Consider the following 18,831-nt stretch of genomic DNA (forward strand, 5'->3'; position numbering starts at 1 on the left):
CTATATTCTCCCTTCGGCCGCCTGACCCTGAGGTTCGGCCAGATCCATGTAATAGCCGCGCTGCTCCACGCTGCTGCCCAGCCAGCAAATCAGGCTGAGGCAGCGCTTCACATGCAGGCTGAGGTCGTTCTCGTCGGTAATGCCCATCGCGCCGAAAAGCTGGATGCTTTCACGGATGACGAGCTGGGCGGTATCGTTCAGCCGGGCGCGCAACCGGGCAGCCTGCATTCCACGCGCGACCGGGTCCCTCAGTTCGTCGAAACGCGCCAGCCCCGCATCCAGCACCGCCCGCGCCAGCCGCTGATGCACGAACATGTCCGCGGCGCGATGCTGCAGGGCCTGAAAGGCGCCGATCAGCTTGCCGAACTGCCGGCGCGTCTTCAGATGCTCGATGACCAGGGCCATCATCCGGTCGACATGCCCCATGAGTTCCGCCGCAACCAGAACCGAGGTTTCATCGAGCGCGGCGCGCAATGCCCGTTCCGCCACCTTGCCTGTTGCCAATACCGTACCCGGAGCCGCATCCAGCGCCAGCCGCCCCGTGGGGGAGCCATCGGCCCGGAAATCATGCGAAAGCTGCGATCCGGAAATCCCGGCCTCGACCAGCACGAGCGCCAGCCCATCCGGGCCGGAAGCGCTGACGATGTAATGGCTGGCTCCGGCCGCACCCGCGACCCATGCCTTTTGTCCGCTCACCCGGCCTGCGGCGAAAGTCGTGGCGGGCGGAGCCAATCGGAACCCTTGAGGGTTTTCCTGCCAGGCCAGGGCGGGCAACGCCTCGGCGGTGGCCAGCCCGGCCAGCAATTCGGCGCCAGCACCCGCATGGACGAGCACCCTTCCGGCCAGAAACAGCGAGTGGAACGGATCGGCCGTGAAACAGCCGGCAAGTCCCTCGGCCACGATACCGGCGGCGGACACGCCGAGACCCAGACCTCCCGAATCCTCCGGCAGCGCCAGGGCAAGCCATCCCTGTTCGGCCATCACCGCCAGCGTTTCCGGCGCATGACCCGGCAGATCGTTGCGTCGCGCCCGGACGGCACGGCCATCGGCCGTACGTTCCGCATGTTTCCCCACCGCCTCCCGCAGAAGGGCGGCGGTATCCGCATCCATGGATGCCATCGCTCTTCCTCCTCAATCGGACTTCGGCAGGCCCAGAACCGAGCGCGCCAGAATGTTGCGGTGAACCTCGTTGGTGCCGGCGAAGATCGTCGGCGCGCGGCTTTCGTAATAGGGCGCCAGCAGATCGGCGGCGCCCTCGCCTGCAAGCGCAGCGTCGCTGCCAGCCGCTTCCAGCAGCAGTTCCGACAAACGCTGGAACGTGCCGGTGGACCAGATTTTCAGCGCCGATATCTCGACCCCGACCTTGCCGTCGGCGCGCACCAGATCGGCGAAACCGCCATACATGTCCTGCGCGTCCTGCGTATCGAAGATGGCCTGGGCCAGCCGGTCGCGCCAATAGTCGCTGGCGAGCAACCCACGCTCCTCCATCAGACGGCGCAACGCCAGGAGCACCTTGAAGGCGCGTTTCGGCGAGCCTGCCCAGATCCGCTCGAAACCGAGAAGCGACCGCGCGACGGCCCAGCCCTTGTTCGGCTCCCCGAGGATGCAATCGGTGCCCACCACGACATCGTCGAAAAACACCTCGCAGAAGTCGGGATGTCCGGAGAGGTTCTCGATCGGCCGCACGGTAATGCCGGGCAGGCCCATGTCGATCAGCACGAAGCTGATGCCCTCCTGCTTCGGCCCCGTACGGTCGGTGCGGATAAGGGCGAAGATATGGTTGGCGACATGGGCCGAGGTCGTCCAGATCTTCTGGCCGTTGACGACCATGCGGTCCCCTTCGATCCGCCCGTCGCATTGAAGGCTAGCGAGGTCCGACCCGGCGGAAGGTTCCGAATAGCCCTGGCACCAGATATGCTCGCCCGAATGCATGAGAGGCAGGTAGTGCGCCTTCTGCACCTCGGTGCCCCAGGCGATGATGGCGGGGCCGAGGTTCCTCACACCGGCATCGTGCAGCCAGGGCGTGCCCGCCGCCTCCATCTCCTCGATGAAGATCAGGTGGCGGTCGGGACGCAGGCCCATGCCGCCATATTCCACCGGCCAGCCGGGCGCGATGAAGTTCCGCCGGTGCAGCGCCCTGTACCAGGGCATGGAGACATCGGCGGGAAAGCGGTGCGGATAGTGACGCAGTTCGGCCGGGCATTCGGTCTCGATGAAATCGCGCAGCATCCGGCGGAAATCCTCTTCCGCCATGGCGTTCCAGTCGGGTGCGGGATCGGTCATCTCGCTGCCCTCAGCGCCCTTGATAGACGCCGGGCCGCTTCTCCATGAAGGCCGCGATCGCCTCCTTGTAGTCCTCGCTCTGGTTCAGGAAGGACTGGGTGTAGGCCTCGACATCCAGATAGGTGTCGAGATCGGTCGCCGTCGCCACCTCGAATAGATGCCGCGTCATGCCGAGCGCCAGCGTCGGCATGGCCAGAAGCTGGCGGCAGTATTCCTCCGCCTCGGCATCCAGCCGGTCGTCGGCGACGACACGGCTGACGAGCCCCATGCCCAGCGCCTCGTCTGCGCCGAGAATGCGGGCCGAGAAGGCAAGTTCCTTGGCGCGCAGTTGCCCGATATGCCGGATCAGGAAGTGGATGGCCCCGCCATCGGGAGCCAGCCCGCGCTTGGCGAAGATCATCGAGAAGCGTGCCGTCTCCGATGCGATCACCACGTCCGAGGCCAGTGCCACCGACCAGCCGAAGCCGACCGCTACCCCGCGCACGGCGGAAATCACCGGTTTCTCCATTGCCGCGAGTTCCCGCGCAACGCCGCATACGCCGCGCTGCATCCTAGCCCGGGCGCTGCCCTGCGCATCCTTGCCCATGCGCGAGACATCCGCACCGGCGCAAAAATCCTCGCCGGCGCCGCGCAGCAGAACCACCCGCACCTCGGGATCGAAACGCAAGTCGCGCACCATACCGGCCATCTCGTAACGCTCTTCCGGCGACAGCGCATTGCGCCGGCCCGCCGTATCGAAGGTGATGCGGCCGATGCCTTCCGACTTTTCCAGATGAATGCCCATCACTTTCCTCCCTTGCGCAGCCAGCCCGCTCTTGCGGCTCCCGCAGCGTCATCGGCGGCCTGAGCGGCCAGCCATTCCCGTTCAAGCTGATCGGCGATATCGGCCATCGGCTGCACCCGGTCGATCAGGCCCACGCCCTGACCGGCCCCGCGAATGTCGCGCCAGGCCTTGGCCTCCGACCGCGCACCCGCCTGATAGCGCGTCTTGTCCCGGCTTGCGGCAGCCACCTCTTCGGGATCGAGCCCTGCGGCGGCGATGCTTTGCCGCAGATAGTTGGCAGGCAGGCCGCTGAAGAACGGCGTATAGACCACATCCTTCAGCGTCGCATCGACCACCATCGCGCGATAGTCGTCCGGCGCGCGGCTTTCGGCTGCGGGAATGAAACGGCTGCCCATATAGACCATGTCCGCCCCGAGGCTCAGCGCGGCATGAAGCGCGCCGCCGGTGCCGATCGCGCCGGCAAGCACGATCGTGCCGTCGTAGAACTTGCGGACCTCGGAATAGAAGGCGAAGGGATTGGCCGTACCCGCATGCCCGCCCGCACCGTTGCAGACGAGGATCAGCCCGTCCACGCCCTGCTCCAGCGCTTTCTCGGCATGACGCACGGTGGTGACGTCGTGATACACGAGGCCGCCATAGCCATGCGCGGCCCTGACCAGATCGCCCGGCGGCGAAAGTGAAGTCAAAAGCAGCGGCACCTCGTTGTCGACGCAGACCCCTGCGTCATGGTCGAAGCGTGCATTCGATTTGTTCGAGATCAGGTTGACGGCATAGGGTGCTGCCGGCGAACGGGGATTGGCAGCATCATGCGCCGCCAGCGTTTTCCGGATGGTCGTGAGCCAAACCTGAAGTTCGACTTCGGGCCGCGCATTAAGCGAAGGGAAAGAGCCGACGATCCCCGCCTTGCACTGCGCCACGACCAGTTCATGCCCTGAGACAAGGAACATCGGCGAGGCGATGACAGGCAGCCGCAGGCGGCCGCGGAACGCTTCGGGCAGGCTCACGCCATTTCCTCCGTCAGCGCATAGTCCGGAGCCTGATGGCCGCTACCGAGCAGCGCGCGGCCGGCATCCAGCACGGTGATGTCCCGCGCCTCGACGCGGGCTCGGAAATAGGCACGATCGGCCTCCGACCAGATCTGGAAACGCACGGTCTCGCCCGGAAAGACCGGCCGCGAGAAACGGCACTCGACCGACCGGATCGCCGCCGCGTCACCACCGGCGACCGTGGGCAGAAGCGCTCGCGCCGCAAGGCCATAGGTACACAGCCCGTGCAGGATAGGCCGGTGGAACCCTGCCTTCGCGGCATAGGCCGGATCGGCATGCAGGGGATTACGGTCGCTGTTCAGCCGGTAGATCAGCGCCTGTTCAGGACGCGTCCCGACATCGACTTCCAGGTCCGGTGCGCGCTCGGGGCAAGGCATTGCCTGCGGCGCAGGGCCGAAGTCGCGCCCGAAACCGCCATCGGCCCGGCAGAAGGTCGAATGCAGCACCGAGGCCACCGGCTCGTTGGTGACAGCATCGAACATGGTGCGCGCGGCATGGATCACCGCGCCCTTCTCGCCCTTGTCCTCGACCGCCATCACTTTCGCACGGGCGTAAAGCCGTCCTTCGGGCGCCAGTTCTCCATGGAGGAAGACACGCTGCTCGCCATGCACCACCTTGTTGAGGGTGACGCCGAGCATGGGGTCCGCCGTCCAGCGCCCCGGATGGCAGAGGATCGCGGGCATGGTCGGCACCGCCCTCAACCCTTTCTCGAAGACGAAGGGGAGTTGGGCAGGATCAAGCGGGTCCTGCCCGAAGCCAAGCGACACGGCATAGAGCATCGTGTCCTTGTCGTCATAATCCTGCTCCAGCCGCGGGAAGTCCCAGGCCTCCAAAGCATCGACGTTCAAAGCCATCGGTCGCCTCCCTCAGATCGGGTCCCAGCCGATAACGTCCTTGGTGCGCTCGGCCGGGGTAAAGGCGGATGCCCAGGCATTCGGCAGCCGTTCAGCCAGCGATTCGACAGTCCATCCGTCATCGCGGTGCATGGTGCGGATCGGACGCGGCTGGTTGTAGAGATAGACCTCGTTGCCGCGTGCGCCAAAAATCTGGCCGGTGATCCCCGCCGCCGCATCCGAGCAGAGGAAAGCCGCCAGCGGAGCGATCTGGTCGGCGCGGGTCCTGGTACGGCGCTTTTCCATTTCGCGGGCCTGCTCCTCGGGGCTTTTTCCGGGGATCGCTTCGATCATCCGGCTGAAGGCATGCGGCGCGATGCAGTTCGAGCGAACCTTGAACTTGGCCATGTCGAGGGAGATTGCGCGCGACAGGCCAACGATACCCATTTTGGCCGCGGCATAATTCGCCTGTCCAAACGAGCCGATCAGACCGGACGTCGATGTCATGTGCACGAAAGCACCACTCTCCTGCGCCCTGAAATGCGGCGCGCAGGCATGGGAGACATTGAAGGCGCCGAACAGGTGGACACGCAGCACCGCCTCGAAATCCTCGGGCGTCATGCGGTGGAAAATCACGTCCCGCAGGATACCCGCGCTGTGGATCGCGCCGTCGATACGGCCGAAATTCGAAATGGCGGCATCGACCACTCCTTGCGCGCCCTCGGCCGTGGCGACGCTGTCGCCGTTGACGACCCCTTCGCCGCCTTCGGCGCGGACCAGATCCACGACTTCCTGCGCGGGGCTCGCATCCCGCCCCTCCCCGGTCAGCGAGGCGCCGAGATCGTTCACCACCACCTTGGCCCCGGCACGAGCGGCGCAGAGCGCGATCTCGCGGCCGACGCCACGGCCTGCTCCGGTGACAAGAATGACTTTGTCTTTCAGTAGTTTCGCAGTCATGTCGATTTCCATTCCGTCAGAGTGTGGATGAGGCGCCCAGGATCAGCGTGGCCTGACCGGCCAGGACGCCGCCGTTTCCGTGGGCAATTGCAGTTTCGGCATGGGCAACCTGGCGGTCGTCGCATTCGCCGCGCAATTGACGAACCGCCTCGACCATGGTGAAAAGTCCGAACATGCCGGGATGGCAGTAGGACAATCCGCCGCCGGAGGTGTTGACCGGCAACACGCCGCCCGGTGCGATGGCGCCATCCTGAACGAAGCGGCCGCCCTCGCCCTTGGGGCAGAAGCCCAGATCCTCCAGGAAAAGCAGCGTCGTGATCGTAAAGGCGTCATAGACCTGCACCACGTCGATGTCCTTGGGAGTGAGCCCTGCCATCGCATAGGCCTGCGCGCCGGAACGGGCCGCTCCGGTCTCGGTGAGCTCGGGCATCTGGGTAATCGAATGATGTTCCTGTGCTTCGCCCGCGCCCAGCAGGTAGGTCGGCTTCCTGCGCAGATCGCGCGCACGGTCGGCCCGCACCATGACGATGGCTGCGCCGCCGTCCGTGACGAGGCAGCAATCCTTCGCACCCAGCGGCGAAGAGATCATGGGCGCATTCAGCACATCGTCCCGCGTCAGCGGCCTGCGATCGAAAGCGCGCGGATTCTTCTGTGCCCAGGCCCGCGCGGCCAGCGCGATATCGGCCAGATCATTGCGGGTGGTGCCGTAAAGATGCATGTGGCGGGCTGCGGCAAGCGCATAACCGGTGGCCGGCAGGCGCGGATTGTAAAGCCCGTCATAATCGTTCATGTCGCGCTGCGGCGTGAACTTGCCCCGCGCGCTGCGCTGGGTCGAGCCATAGGCGATGACCGCGACATCGCAAAGCCCGGCCTCCAGCGCCAGCGCCGCATGGGCGGCAAGGCTCTGAAACGAGGCGCCGCCGATATAACTGGAGTCGTAATAGCGCGGCCGGATGCCGAGGTATTCGCACAGCGACAGTGTCGGCATGCGCAATTGGCTCGCCGCACAAAATACCCCGTCGACATCGGCAAGGCTGAGACCGCAATCGGCAAGCGCCTCCTGGATCGCCTGGCCCATCAGGTCGAGAGGCGTCGTGCCCGGCGCAACGACGCCGAGATCGCTTTCGGCGACACCGACAATGGCGCTGCCGCCACGCTTCGGAAAGACGTTCATTGCGCATCCTCCCAGACGAAAACCGGAAGCGGCGGAGCATCATCACCTTCGGCCGGGCGGAAGGTCACACGAACGCGACGCCCGATTTCCTGCGGGTCGCCGAGCGCGTCTTCGATCGTCGACATCATGCGAAAACCCTCGTCGAGATCGATCAGCGCCACCGGATAGGGATCACCTTTCACGGGATGCACGCATGAGATCGAATAGACGGTGCCGCGGCCGGAACTGACGCGCCATTCCAGCGGAGCAGTCCCGCCATGGGGGCAGACCAGGCGCGGATAGAAGACCGCCTTGCCGGCATCCGGGCTGAATTGATAGGTCAACTCGTTCGCACGCAGATGGTCTTGCCATATCTGCAGCTGTGACCGTTCGATCCTGTTCATACTCCCCCCATGATCGGTGGACGGTCGCCATACCCGCCTCCCCGTCTCCTCTGCTTCCATGGATAGGCCCGTTGGTGGCATGGGTTCAACTCGGCTCCCATCACCTATGCCAAATGTTTTGTTATGAGTACCCCGGTGAGACCCAAGCGGAAGATGGCCTACGAAGAAATCCAGCAGGGCATTTTCGAAACCGGTCGAATTTTCAACATTGACGGAATGGCCGCCATCGATATCGGCGATCGAAAGATCGGGCCAGAGTGCGGCAAGCTCCTCCCGGACAGGCTGAAAGACGCGTTCATGGCGGCCATTGATCAGCAAGGTCGGAACCGTGGGGGCCGAATCCGGAACACCTCTCAGCGAGAGCGCCGGCATCACCTCTCCAACCAACCGGATATAGGTCGGCAAGTCGATCCTGTCGGCATCCTCACTCAAGATCAGGCGCAGATCAGGCGGAAAGCGCCTTGCGAAGCGCGGATGGAAATGTTCGCTTCTGAGCGCGGCCGCGCCGTCCCGACGCAGGCGCTCCAACCGTTCGGCCCGAACCGCGGCTTCCGCAGGGCTGTCATTCTGTCGCAGAACCACCCGTGCGTTGGTGAAGGCCTGGGCTATCACCCGTTCGGGATAAAGCCGCGCATAGTTCAGCGTCAGTCCCGCACCAAAACTCTGCCCGCAAACATACCAGCGGGCGATACCAAGCCCCGCACGAATTTCATCCAGCCGCCCGATCAGGTTCGCCGCGGTGATCGTTGCGGGGTCGGCCGGGGCCGGACTGCGGCCATGGCCGGGCAGATCGACCTGCACCAGGTTGAAGACCCGGCCGAGGCTGTCCCGGTTCGGCAGCCAATGCCGCGCATTGGTCAACATCCCGTGCACCAGGAGAAGCCAGGGTCTGTCCGCAGCCAGAAACCGAATGGACGAATGCATCCTTCACCTTCCTCGATACCGTGAAATGAAACGGGCACGGCCCGGAAAACCGGGCCGTGCCATTATACTCGTCCTGCGACCTTCACTCGTCGGCGAACATCGTTTCGCGATTGGCGCGAAACTTCGGCAAGACCATCAGCAGGATCAGAAGGGCCGCGACCCCCAGCATGGCGGCGGGCAGCGGGTGATCGACAAATGTCATCAGCGAACCGTCGGAGAGGACCAAGGCGCGATTGAAGTTCTCCTCAAGCATCGGACCGAGCACGAAGCCCAGGACAAGAGGCGCCGGCTCGAAGCGAAGTATCTTCAGGATCACCCCGATCACCCCGAAAACAGCCGTCATATAGAGGTCGAACGAGGCGAAACCCGAGGCATAGACGCCAATGCAGCTGAACATGACGATGCCGGGGAACAGCAGCCGGTAAGGCACGCTGAGCAGCTTGACCCAGATGCCGACCAGCGGCAGGTTCAGCAGCACCAGCATCAGGTTCCCGATCCACATCGAAGCCACCAGCCCCCAGAACAGTTCCGGACGGGAACTCATGACGTTCGGTCCCGGCTGAATGTTGTGGATCATCAAGGCGCCCAGGATCAGCGCCATCACGGGACTACCCGGGATGCCGAGGGTCAGTGTCGGAATGAAGGCGGTCTGCGCGGCGGCATTGTTGGCCGATTCAGGCCCCGCCACCCCCTCGATCGCGCCGGTGCCGAATTGTTCGGGATGACGCGAAACCCTCTTTTCGACGCTGTAGGCGATGAAGGAGGACATCGAGATGCCGGCCCCGGGCAGCACGCCAAGAAGCGAACCGATGCCCGTGCCGCGCAGGATCGGGGCGATCATCCTGCGGAAGTCCTCCCGGTTCGGCCACAGGCTGTTGATCGGATTTGCACTTGAGTCGGGAACCTTGCGGTCGGCCAGTGTCGAATAGATCTCGCCGAACGCGAACAGCCCGACCGCCAGGACGATGAAGTCGATCCCGTCCCACAGCTGCGGCAACCCGAAGGTGAACCGTTGAACGCCCGTGTTGGAGTCCGTTCCAGCCAGCCCCAGCAGCAGGCCGAGAATCACCATGGCCACCGATTTCAGCATGGAGCCCGACGCGAGCGAGACCGCACCGACAAGGCCGAGCGTCATCAGCGAGAAATATTCGCTGGGCCCGAAACCGATCGCGACCCGGGTAAGAGGCGTCGCAAAGGCTGCAAGCAGCAGCGTGCCGATGGTGCCCGCGACGAACGATCCGATGGCCGCCGTCGAGATCGCCACCCCGGCACGGCCCTTGCGCGCCATCTGATAGCCATCGAGCACCGTGACGGTCGACGCCGTCTCGCCGGGCAGGCTCATCAGGATGGCTGTAGTCGATCCGCCATAGGCCGAGCCGTAGTAGATTCCGGCCAGCATGATCAGCGCCGAAAGCGGCTCAAGCCCGTAGGTGAACGGCAGGAGGATCGCTATGGTGGCCAGAGGACCAAGCCCCGGCAAGATCCCGATCAGCGTACCGAGAAGCGCGCCGGCCAGCGCATAGCCAAGATTCACAAGCGTTCCAGCCGCGCTGAAACCCAGAACGATATTATCCCACATTTTCGTTCAACCTCCCCACGGCCAGGCCTGCACCTGAAGGTCCAGCAGGTAACGGAACAGAACGACCGCCACGACCGCAAGCACCAGCGCCACCGTCAGCGCGCCGACCGGCGTCAGCAGCCGCGAACCGAAACCGATCGCCGCGATGGCGACGAAACAGGTCACGAACAGCCCCGCAACCGGCAGCAGCAGGCCGAACAGGGCGAAGCCGCCCGCAACCACGACAAGGCACCACAGATGCCACAGGTCGAACCGCAGGGAATCCCCCTTCGGTTTCGTGCCCCGAAAATCCAGCGCCGACAGCATCACTCCTGCACCGACCAAAAGCAGCAGACAGGCCAGGATCATGGGAAAGAAGCCCGGCTCCGTATTCGTCGCACTGCCGATCCCGTACTGCTGAGCAGCAATCGCAGTCGCGCCGCCGATCAGGACAAGCAGCGCCCCGCCCAGCAGATCGCGGATATCACTGATGACCATCTCCTCCCTCCCATTTTGTCCATCTGCAAAGGTCGTGCCGGCTCCCTCCTCGGAATCGGTCAGGCCTGTTTAAGCGTGGGACTTTCCCACATGCAGCAGAGCGTCCAGCATGACTACGCCTTTTCCTTCCGGCCTGACGAGTATCGGATTGATCTCCGCCTCGCCGATCTGTTCGGCCGCGGCAAGTCTCGAAACGGCAGCCACCGTCCGCACCAACGCGTCCAGATCGCCTTTCGTCCGGTTGCGATAGCCCGAAAACAAGGCAAAACCCTTGACCTCGGCAATCATCGACCGGGCCGTCGCGAGATCGACGGGCGCCGGACGAACAGCGCTGTCGCGATAGATCTCCGTCATCACGCCCCCCATGGCGAGCGTCAGCATCGGACCGGCCACCGGATCGCGGGAAATGCCGATCAATGCCTCACCCAGCCCATGGCACATTTCCTGCATCAGAATGCCTTGCAGGCGATAGCCGGGACGATATGCCTCCGCCGAGGCTTTCATCGCCTTGATCGCCTCGATCAGCGCCGCCCGGTCGGGCACGCCGACACGGATCGCTCCAGCCTCGGTCTTGTGCGGGAGATCGGGGGAGACGAGCTTTGCCACCACGGGATAGGCGATACCGATATCGTCGGGCAGATCCGCCTCGGGGTCCAGCAGCGTCGACGCCGGTCCAAAAACCCCAAGTGCCTGCATTACTCGGCCTGAGGTCACCTCATCCTGGGTGCCGGGCGCCAGCGTGGCGATCAGCGCCGCCGCTTCGGCCGGCAATTCGCAATCCTTCGCGTCAACAGGCGCGGGCAACGGATCGAACATCATCGCGATGGTTTCGGCGCAGGCTTCGACCGTGCGGAACGCGGGAATGCCGCCCGCTTCGAGCATGGCAAGGCTCTCGGGCGCATGCGGCAATGGAAAGGCCAGAACCGGGGCGGCATCGGATGAGACCTCTGCCTTTGCATCGACGATGGGCGCCACCGCAAGCTCGGGATTGAACTGCGCCGAGGAGCCGATCACCACCAGCAGAAGCCCGGTGGCCGGATCGGCGGAAAGCGTGCGGATCACCTCTTTCATCGGCTCGTAGCGCGCGCCCGCCAGTGTCACGTCGACCAGCTTCCCATGTCCCAGCGGAATTCCCTGTGCGGAAAGCGAAGCGCGCGAGGCCTCCGACAGGCCCGCAATGGGCACGCCGCGCAGCGCGATCTGGTCAAGCACCATCGCGCCGCCACCGCCGGTGGTCGAGACCACGGTCACCGCACGCGGCCGCCCGGGCTTGAGCGCGCTGTGCGAAAGCGTCCGCGCGACGGGGATCAGCGAATCGAAGGATTCGACCTCCCGGATGCCGACAGACCGCAGGAAGGCCGAAACAGAGCGCGCCGCCCCTGTCAGCGCTCCGGTATGCGAGACCGAAAGCGCCTGCCCCTCTTCGCTGCGGCCGACCATATAGGCGACGACCGGCTTGCCGCGCGCATGGGCACCCCGGGCGAACAGTTCCAACGCCTCGCGGTCACGGATGGTCTCCAGAAACAGGATGAATCCGTCGGTACCGGGATCGTCGAGCAGCAGCTGGCCCATTCGGCCAACGCCGGCTGCAGCCTCGTTTCCCGTGGAGATCAGCACCGAAAAGTCGGTATTCTGGGCCTGGCCGCGCGAAAGCATCGTTCCGATCACGCTGCCGCTCTGGGACAGGACCGCAAGCCGCCCCTTACCGATATCGGATGCCTTGAAAGCCGCATTTGTCGTGCAGATGAAACCGGACGCGGTCGACACAACGCCGGTCGAGTTCGGCCCGACGAGCAGGATGCCCGCCTCCTCCGCGAGACGGACGAGACGCTCCTGACGTTTGCGCCCCTCTTCACCCGCCTCGGCGAAGCCGTCGGCCAGAACGGAAACGACCTTCACCCCGGCGCTCGCGCAGTCTTCCAGCGCCTCCAGCGCAGGCTCGGCGTTGAGCAGGATATAGGCGTGATCGACCCCGCCCTCGATATCGGAGACCCGTTTCCAGGCTTTCAACCCTGCGATCTCGTCCCGCGTCGGGTTGACCGGACAAATCCGGCCCTGCCAGCCGTTGCGCTGGAGGAATTCCAGCGGCCGGGCCGTCAGCTTCCCCGCCGAGCCCGACACGCCGACAAGCGCTACGCTTTCCGGCGCGATCAGGGCCTTGCGCAGGGCCTCGTCGTCATAACGTCTCACTTCCGGTCTCCGCGCTGATCGAAACGGCGCTCGAAAATACCCTCGGCGATGCGGTTGCGCAGGATCTCCAGCGAACCTCCGGCGATCATCCAGCCGCGGGTGCGCCGCAGACAATATTGCGCCGTGCTTTCGGTGGAAAAGCCGAGCCCGCCCATGATCTGCACCGCCTCGTTCGCGGCAAAGAAACCCGCCTCGTTACAGGCCAGCTTCGCCAGCGCGGTATCCTGCGCCGAGGGCAGACCGTTCGGCGCATCCGCCGCGTTCACCGCCGCCCGCATCAGCAAGAGCTCCGCAGCCGAGAGCTTGAGTTCCATGTCCGCAAACTTCCACTGCAGCCCCTGGAACTCGGCCAGCGGCCGGCCGAACTGCTTGCGCACCAGCGCATGCTCGCGCGCCAGATTGAAGGCATGACGCCCCACCGCCACCGCGCGCGCCGAATTGCCAAGACGCTCGACGTTGAAACCGGAGATCTGCTTCTTGAAGCCGCCCTCGCCGAGCAGGATGTTCTCCTTCGGAATGAAGACATTGTCGAAGAAGAGCGGCGCCCAGGATTCGCCGTTCATGAACTCGGAGGGATTGCCGATGGAAAACCCTTCCATGCCGCGCTCGACCAACACCGATCCGATGCCATGCGTACCGGCCCCGAAACGGGCATAAACGAGGTAGACGCCCGCCTCGACGCTGTTGGTGCCGAATATCTTGGACCCGTTGAGCCGCCAGCCGTCGCCATCCTGCGTCAGCGACGTGGTAAGCTCGGTCACCGCAGATCCGGCGCCCGGCTCGGACATGCCAAGCGAGATCAGCGATTTGCCGGAAAGGAGAGACGGCAGGAACCGCTTCTTCTGCTCGGGCGTGGCGTATTCGACGAAGGTCCGGATCGGGCCGAAATTGCAGGCCTGGATCACATCGCCGGATTTGGGGCAGACCTCCGCGACCGCGCGGATCGCCAGGACGGCATCGACAAGCGAACCTCCCATGCCGCCGTCACTCTCGGGAAAGGCGATCCCCAGAAGGTCCATCTCCGCGAATTGCCGCGCCACATCCCAGGGATATTCGCTCGCATTGGCACGTTCGGCCGCTCCTTCGGCCAATTCGGACAAAGCAAACCTGCGGACAGAATCGAAAAAGATCTGTTGCTCCTCGGTCAGTTTGAAATCCATCTCTTCCCAGTCCCTCCGCATTCGTCAATCTCACTTTGACCGAAGAGGGCGGCGGCGATAATGATGTCTCTAGTCTAGCATGGGAAACAAAAAGTTATGGCAGAGAAGTACCGGAACCTGCCGCTCAATCCGCTCAGGGCCTTTGCCATCGCCGCCCAATACAACACGTTCACCGCCGCTGCGAACTACATGGGCATCAGCCAGGTCGCCATCAGCCGTCAGATCACGGTTCTGGAGGACTATCTCGGCGTACAGCTGTTCGAAAGAGGCGCGCGCTCGGTCAAGCTGACCGACGTGGGGCGTTCCTTCAGCCGCGAGATCATCGGCCTGTTCCATGATCTCGAACTGGCCACCCATCGAGTATTGCAAAGCGAACGCGAGCAGGTCGTTCATCTGCGCATCTACCCGACTCTTGTGCATTACTGGCTCTCGCCCCGGCTGAGCCGGTTCTATGACGCGTTTCCGGGTCATTCGGTGCGCCTGGATACGACCGTGCAGCCGCTGGACTTCCGTGGGACGCATCTGGACCTCGCCTTCCAGCTCGGCCAGGGGGAATGGGGCGATGCCCGCAGCCGCAAGCTCTTCGACGAGACGATCGACGTCGTCTGCAGCCCGGAATATGCCGAACGTTTCAACGGCTTTCGCACCCCCTCGGATATTTCGCGGGCGATGCTTCTCCATGCGAAATATCGTCGCCGGGAATGGAACCTCTGGGCCGATGCCGCCGACGTGGAACTGCCGGACGGACCCGGCATGATCTTCGAAAGCTCGCTGCTGGCCTATGGCGCGGCGCGCGACGGACTTGGTCTCGCCATAGGCCAGATCGACATCCTGCACGACGAACTGGATTCCGGACGGCTGGTGCGGCCTTTCATGCGCCCCGTGCGGACAGGATCGTCCTTTTATATCGTCTGGCCGACCGTGAAATCCGTCTCCACGCCGACGCGGCATTTCATCGACTGGCTGCTCGGACTGAACAACCTGCCGGCCGAATTTTTCAAGCGCGGAACCGGTGACAGGAACAGCAGCAAGGGAAGTGCGAAGAAGACGGCCCTGAACGAAGCTCCCTGAAACGCGCCTGAGGCTTCTCAGCGCGTGCCCTTCGTCCTCTCGAGCGCGCCGACAAAATAGGGCCGGAAGGCGCGTGGATGCTCCGACATCGGGAAATGGCCAAGCTCATCCATCACGGTCAGCGTCGCGCCGGCGATTGCGTCAGCGGTCCGGCGCGCATCCTCGGGCGTGCAGGTCAGGTCGTAGGCCCCGACCAGGATGTGAACGGGCGTAACGCGCGTGTCGATCAGGGACAGCCTGTCGACCAGGCTCCGGTCCTGCGTATAAAATGCAAGATCGCCACGGAAGACGCCGGGCCCGGACTGCATGAACATCCACTGCGTGTTCCACCGCTCGGCCGGCGGCGCATGGGGTGAGATATTGGCGGAAACGAGCGCGGCCCCCATTTCGCCGCCATGGGCATCCGGCCGATGAAACCAGTCGATATCGTACCAGGCAGGCTGGAAGTCGGAAGCCTCGATGGCCACGAAGCCAGAAAAGCGATCCGCATGAAGCGCAGCGAGTTGAAGCGCGATCCGCCCGCCCATCGAACATCCGGCAAGGATCGGGCGCGTCACGTTCAATGCCGAGACGACCGCCAGAACGGTCTCCAGATAGACGTCGGTGCTCAGAAGATATTCCTCGGTCTCGAAGCCCTCGGGCGGCAATGATTTGCCGTGCCATGGAAGGTCGAACGCAAAAAACCGGTATCCCTGCCCCAGGTCGGCATCGTTCAATATGTGGCGCCATTGACGCGTATCGGCGCCGGCCGTGTGGAGGCAGATCACCGGAATCCCCACGCCGGCGCTCTCCACGTAAATGCGTTGCTCCCGGCCAGCGACCGTGATGTTCAGGTAGCGTCCGATGATCGGTTCGAATGTCATTCTTGCTCTCCGCCACGCGCCAGTGCCATGAATTCCTTGAAGAACCTCAGATTCTTCACGAGAACGAGGATATCTCCGTCGATCCGTCCGCGGCCGATCTTCACGAGCCCGAAAATGTCATGGAAGCCAGGCGACGGGCGTGGCTCCCAGAATTTCGCCAGGGCTTCCGCGTCCGTTCGCAGGGCAAAGCGCCAGGGCGTCTTGCGGCTTGGGCCTTCGACAATGGCTTCAAGCCGTCCGTCCCGGAACGTGAGGTAGAATTCCTCGCCGGAGATTTCGATCAGCACGGTTTCGCTGAAAAGTCTGCCGAGCCGCAGAAGATGAGGGGTTTCGTTCAGACGGGATTTCATCCGTTGCAGGGTAGCGAGCATTCGGTTCCTCCGGCAGGGCTTCATCGATCCGGCCAGCGTCAGGGTTTGTTCACCAGTGACGGCATGCGCGCAGATGGAGCATATTTCTGCAATACCACGCTATCGGGCGCCCTCGCGGGTATCGATCCATACCCCAGCAAGCATTGGCGATGCCCGCGGCAGGGTGAATGTTTTTCATCAGAAGCCGAAGGAGACGGCTTTCAGTTATCTCGAAGGAGGAGGCAACGTGCGCAACGTCACCATTGAAAATGTCACCGATGTGGTCATCGCGTCACTCGGACGCCACGGTCCCATTACCGAGCGGCAGCGAGAGATCATGACCGCGCTGCTGAGGCACCTGCATGGCTTCTGTCGCGAGGTGAAGCTACAGCATCACGAATTCATCGACGCTTGCCAGTTCCTCGCCCGCGCCGGCGAAGTTTGTGACGAGAAGCGGCAGGAATTCATCCTTCTCGGCGATATCCTCGGCGTCGAAGTGCTTGTCGACATGCTTTCCAACCCGGTAAAGGGCACCGAAAGCGAATCCACGGTTCTTGGTCCCTTCTACCGGGAAAATCCACCCGTGCTGCCGAAAGGCGCTTCCACCGTGCAGAAGCATTTCGACGGCGAGGAGACGGTGCTCGTGGAAGGTTATGTCCGCGACGGCGAAGGCCGCCCGCTGGCCGGAGCAATCCTCGATATCTGGGAAGACGCTCCCAACGGCCTCTATGAGAACCACGATCCCGACCAGCCGGACTACAACCTGCGCGGCCGGTTCGAAACCGACGAGAACGGCCATTTCTCCCTGAAGGCGCTGAGGCCGGTTCCCTATCCTATTCCGGACAATGAGACGGCCGGAGAACTGCTGCGCTACATGGGGCATCACCCGAACCGCCCCGGTCACCTGCATTTCATTCTCGCAAAGGATGGCTACCGCACGCTCGTCAGCCAGATTTTCGACGAGGACAGCGCCTGGCTGAACGAAGATTCGGTCTTTGCCGTCAAGGACAGCCTGATCACCAAGTTCCTGCCCGCACGGCCGGGTGACGACACGGACCTGTATGTGCGCTTCGACTTCACCTTGAAACGGCAATCGGAAGCGCAATCCGTCGCGGCCGAGTGACCGGTCCGGCAATCTTCATCGATCAGGATATCGGCGTCGCGCCTTAGAGCGCCGTGCGTCTTTTCGGACGCACGGCGCTCTAACCTATTGAATTTACGCATCGGCCCGAAAAGCGATTCCGATTTTCGGGCCGATGCTGTAGCGCGGCGCCTTTCTGTTTGTGAAAGAACGAGCTGGAAGCAGTCCCTGGATCGTCCGGGAATATCTCCCGACGCGACTGAATCCAAACAGCCATGGTTGGAGCTTCGTGCGTTCGCCTCCTGGAGGCGAACGCCGATACCATGGACCGCGAGCGTTAGCGGGATACCGAAACGGCCATGGGAGCACCGACGCTACGCGCACGATCACGGCGATAGAAGTCGAGTTTGTCCGAGTCCGGTTCAGCGCCGATGCCGGCCCCTTCCGGAACGTAGACTGAAAAATCGTCATACCGCAGGGGGGCGGCAAGGATTTCGTCGACCAGTAGCAGAGGCCCGAACAATTCCGTGCCCCACGTCATTTCCGGCACGGTGGCGAAAAGCTGCAGGGCGGCGGCGCTGCCGAGACCGCTTTCCAGCATCGTCCCGCCGTAAAGGCCGATACCGGCGGCGCGGGCTATGGCGATGACTTCCGCCGCCGGTGCCAACCCGCCCGACTGGCATACCTTGACGGCAAAGACATCGGCGGCGCGTTCGGCAGCCACCCGCATGGCGTCGGCCGGGCCTTGCAGCACCTCGTCCGCCATGACCGCGATCTCATACCCGTCGGTCAATGCCTTGAGGTCGCCGACACGATCGCGCACCACCGGCTGCTCCAGGAGAACGCAACCGATCTCCTGGAGGCCGCGGGCGCCATAACGCGCGTCCGACAGGCTCCAGGCCTGGTTTACATCCACCCGGATCGTTCCGCGGTCGCCGACCGCACGGGCGATCAGGCCGACATGGGCGAGATCATCCTTGACGGAGCGCTTGCCGATCTTGAGTTTGAAGTCCCGATGGCGGCGGTTTTCGAGCATCCGTTCGGCTTCGTCTATATCCGTCTGGCTGTTGCCGGAAGCAAGCGTCCAGGCCACCGGAAGACGATCATGGACCCGGCCGCCGAAGAGTTGCGCGACGGACAGCCCCGCCCGCCGGCCAAGTCCGTCCCACAGCGCGGTCTCCACGGCCGCCCGGGCGGCGTGATTTCCCTTCACCATGCGCGCGGTCAAGGCGGAAGCCGCCGCGATGCGATTGCCGTCCAATCCGAGCAGGACCGGTGCGACATAGGAATCGATTGCCGCCTTGATGCTCTCGACGCTTTCGGGACCGTAGGACAGGCCTCCGATCGAAGCCCCCTCGCCCCATCCCTCAGAGCCATCGGAAAAGCGCACATGCGCCAGCACCACGGACTGGGTTTTCATCGTCGCCATGGAGAGAACGTGCCCTCTGATCGTTGGAATATCGACGATGAAGGTCTCGATTCGGTCTATGGTCGCTGTCACAATTTCCATCCGCGCTGATCGCCATGTCAGGCAATCGTGGCGGGCCAGACGTGCATTGTCCAATACTTGCTAGGTCTGACGCGATACCTCGATGGATGCCGTGGACGAGATGCTCGCCTCCGGGGTCGGCGAATGGCAACGTACTTGATATCTGCCCATACGGGTACGCGCCCGG

Annotated in this window: 17 protein-coding genes; 2 read left to right on the forward strand and 15 right to left on the reverse strand. The window is 63.7% G+C overall.

Translation table 11 applies throughout. From position 1 onward, the window contains the following. The 12 genes from ACFFP0_RS03760 to ACFFP0_RS03815 all read right to left on the reverse strand — a co-directional run bounded on the left by ACFFP0_RS03760 (position 1) and on the right by ACFFP0_RS03815 (position 13,811). On the reverse strand, positions 1-1,119 hold the full coding sequence (locus ACFFP0_RS03760) for an acyl-CoA dehydrogenase family protein (protein ID WP_377256433.1): 1,119 nt from the start codon (positions 1,117-1,119) through the stop codon (positions 1-3). A gap of 12 nt (positions 1,120-1,131) precedes the next feature. Then, positions 1,132-2,283, reverse strand: coding sequence for an acyl-CoA dehydrogenase family protein (locus ACFFP0_RS03765; protein WP_377256436.1), 1,152 nt, complete (start codon positions 2,281-2,283; stop codon positions 1,132-1,134). Between the two features lie 10 nt (positions 2,284-2,293). Beyond that, positions 2,294-3,067, reverse strand: a complete 774-nt coding sequence (locus tag ACFFP0_RS03770; RefSeq protein ID WP_377256439.1) for an enoyl-CoA hydratase/isomerase family protein — start codon at positions 3,065-3,067, stop codon at positions 2,294-2,296. Beyond that, positions 3,067-4,071: an NAD(P)H-dependent flavin oxidoreductase gene (locus ACFFP0_RS03775; protein WP_377256442.1), complete on the reverse strand. Its 1,005-nt coding sequence runs from the start codon at positions 4,069-4,071 to the stop codon at positions 3,067-3,069. Before ACFFP0_RS03775 ends, ACFFP0_RS03770 begins: the two co-directional genes overlap by 1 nt. Continuing rightward, entirely contained in the window at positions 4,068-4,967 is a 900-nt protein-coding gene (locus ACFFP0_RS03780; protein WP_377256445.1) for a MaoC family dehydratase, read from the reverse strand. Before ACFFP0_RS03780 ends, ACFFP0_RS03775 begins: the two co-directional genes overlap by 4 nt. Positions 4,968-4,979: 12 nt before the next feature. Further along, positions 4,980-5,903: an SDR family oxidoreductase gene (locus tag ACFFP0_RS03785; RefSeq protein ID WP_377256447.1), complete on the reverse strand. Its 924-nt coding sequence runs from the start codon at positions 5,901-5,903 to the stop codon at positions 4,980-4,982. 16 nt (positions 5,904-5,919) lie between these two features. Then, the gene (locus ACFFP0_RS03790) at positions 5,920-7,077 is read right to left on the reverse strand and encodes an acetyl-CoA acetyltransferase (protein ID WP_377256450.1); all 1,158 of its coding nucleotides are present in this window, start codon (positions 7,075-7,077) and stop codon (positions 5,920-5,922) included. Then, positions 7,074-8,384 (reverse strand): alpha/beta fold hydrolase, encoded by a 1,311-nt coding sequence (locus ACFFP0_RS03795; RefSeq protein WP_377256452.1) that lies wholly within the window; start codon positions 8,382-8,384, stop codon positions 7,074-7,076. Before ACFFP0_RS03795 ends, ACFFP0_RS03790 begins: the two co-directional genes overlap by 4 nt. Positions 8,385-8,466: 82 nt before the next feature. Beyond that, positions 8,467-9,963, reverse strand: a complete 1,497-nt coding sequence (locus tag ACFFP0_RS03800; RefSeq protein ID WP_377256455.1) for a tripartite tricarboxylate transporter permease — start codon at positions 9,961-9,963, stop codon at positions 8,467-8,469. Between the two features lie 6 nt (positions 9,964-9,969). Beyond that, positions 9,970-10,440 carry a tripartite tricarboxylate transporter TctB family protein gene (locus ACFFP0_RS03805; RefSeq protein ID WP_377256458.1) on the reverse strand — a complete coding sequence of 157 codons (471 nt, stop codon included), beginning with the start codon at positions 10,438-10,440 and terminating at the stop codon, positions 9,970-9,972. Positions 10,441-10,509: 69 nt separating this feature from the next. Further along, positions 10,510-12,630 (reverse strand): acetate--CoA ligase family protein, encoded by a 2,121-nt coding sequence (locus tag ACFFP0_RS03810; protein WP_377256461.1) that lies wholly within the window; start codon positions 12,628-12,630, stop codon positions 10,510-10,512. Continuing rightward, complete coding sequence (locus tag ACFFP0_RS03815) at positions 12,627-13,811, reverse strand: acyl-CoA dehydrogenase family protein (RefSeq protein ID WP_377256464.1); 1,185 nt, start codon at positions 13,809-13,811, stop codon at positions 12,627-12,629. Before ACFFP0_RS03815 ends, ACFFP0_RS03810 begins: the two co-directional genes overlap by 4 nt. 75 nt (positions 13,812-13,886) lie before the next feature. Here ACFFP0_RS03815 and ACFFP0_RS03820 point away from each other — a divergent pair, with 75 nt between their 5' ends. Beyond that, positions 13,887-14,861: a LysR substrate-binding domain-containing protein gene (locus tag ACFFP0_RS03820; protein ID WP_377256467.1), complete on the forward strand. Its 975-nt coding sequence runs from the start codon at positions 13,887-13,889 to the stop codon at positions 14,859-14,861. Between the two features lie 17 nt (positions 14,862-14,878). Here ACFFP0_RS03820 and ACFFP0_RS03825 read toward each other — a convergent pair whose 3' ends face one another. Continuing rightward, on the reverse strand, positions 14,879-15,724 hold the full coding sequence (locus tag ACFFP0_RS03825) for an alpha/beta fold hydrolase (protein ID WP_377256470.1): 846 nt from the start codon (positions 15,722-15,724) through the stop codon (positions 14,879-14,881). After that, entirely contained in the window at positions 15,721-16,095 is a 375-nt protein-coding gene (locus ACFFP0_RS03830) for a hypothetical protein (RefSeq protein ID WP_377256472.1), read from the reverse strand. Before ACFFP0_RS03830 ends, ACFFP0_RS03825 begins: the two co-directional genes overlap by 4 nt. Before the next feature lie 226 nt (positions 16,096-16,321). On the opposite strand from ACFFP0_RS03830, the gene ACFFP0_RS03835 reads away from it, so the two are divergent. Then, a complete protein-coding gene (locus ACFFP0_RS03835; RefSeq protein ID WP_377256475.1) occupies positions 16,322-17,197 on the forward strand; it encodes a dioxygenase family protein in 876 nt (291 codons plus the stop codon). Between the two features lie 295 nt (positions 17,198-17,492). Here ACFFP0_RS03835 and ACFFP0_RS03840 read toward each other — a convergent pair whose 3' ends face one another. Next, positions 17,493-18,656: a muconate cycloisomerase family protein gene (locus tag ACFFP0_RS03840; protein ID WP_377256478.1), complete on the reverse strand. Its 1,164-nt coding sequence runs from the start codon at positions 18,654-18,656 to the stop codon at positions 17,493-17,495. Between the last annotated feature and the right edge of the window lie 175 nt (positions 18,657-18,831).

The sequence above is a fragment of the Neorhizobium puerariae genome (assembly GCF_042429745.1).
Classification (GTDB): Bacteria; Pseudomonadota; Alphaproteobacteria; order Rhizobiales; family Rhizobiaceae; genus Neorhizobium; species Neorhizobium puerariae.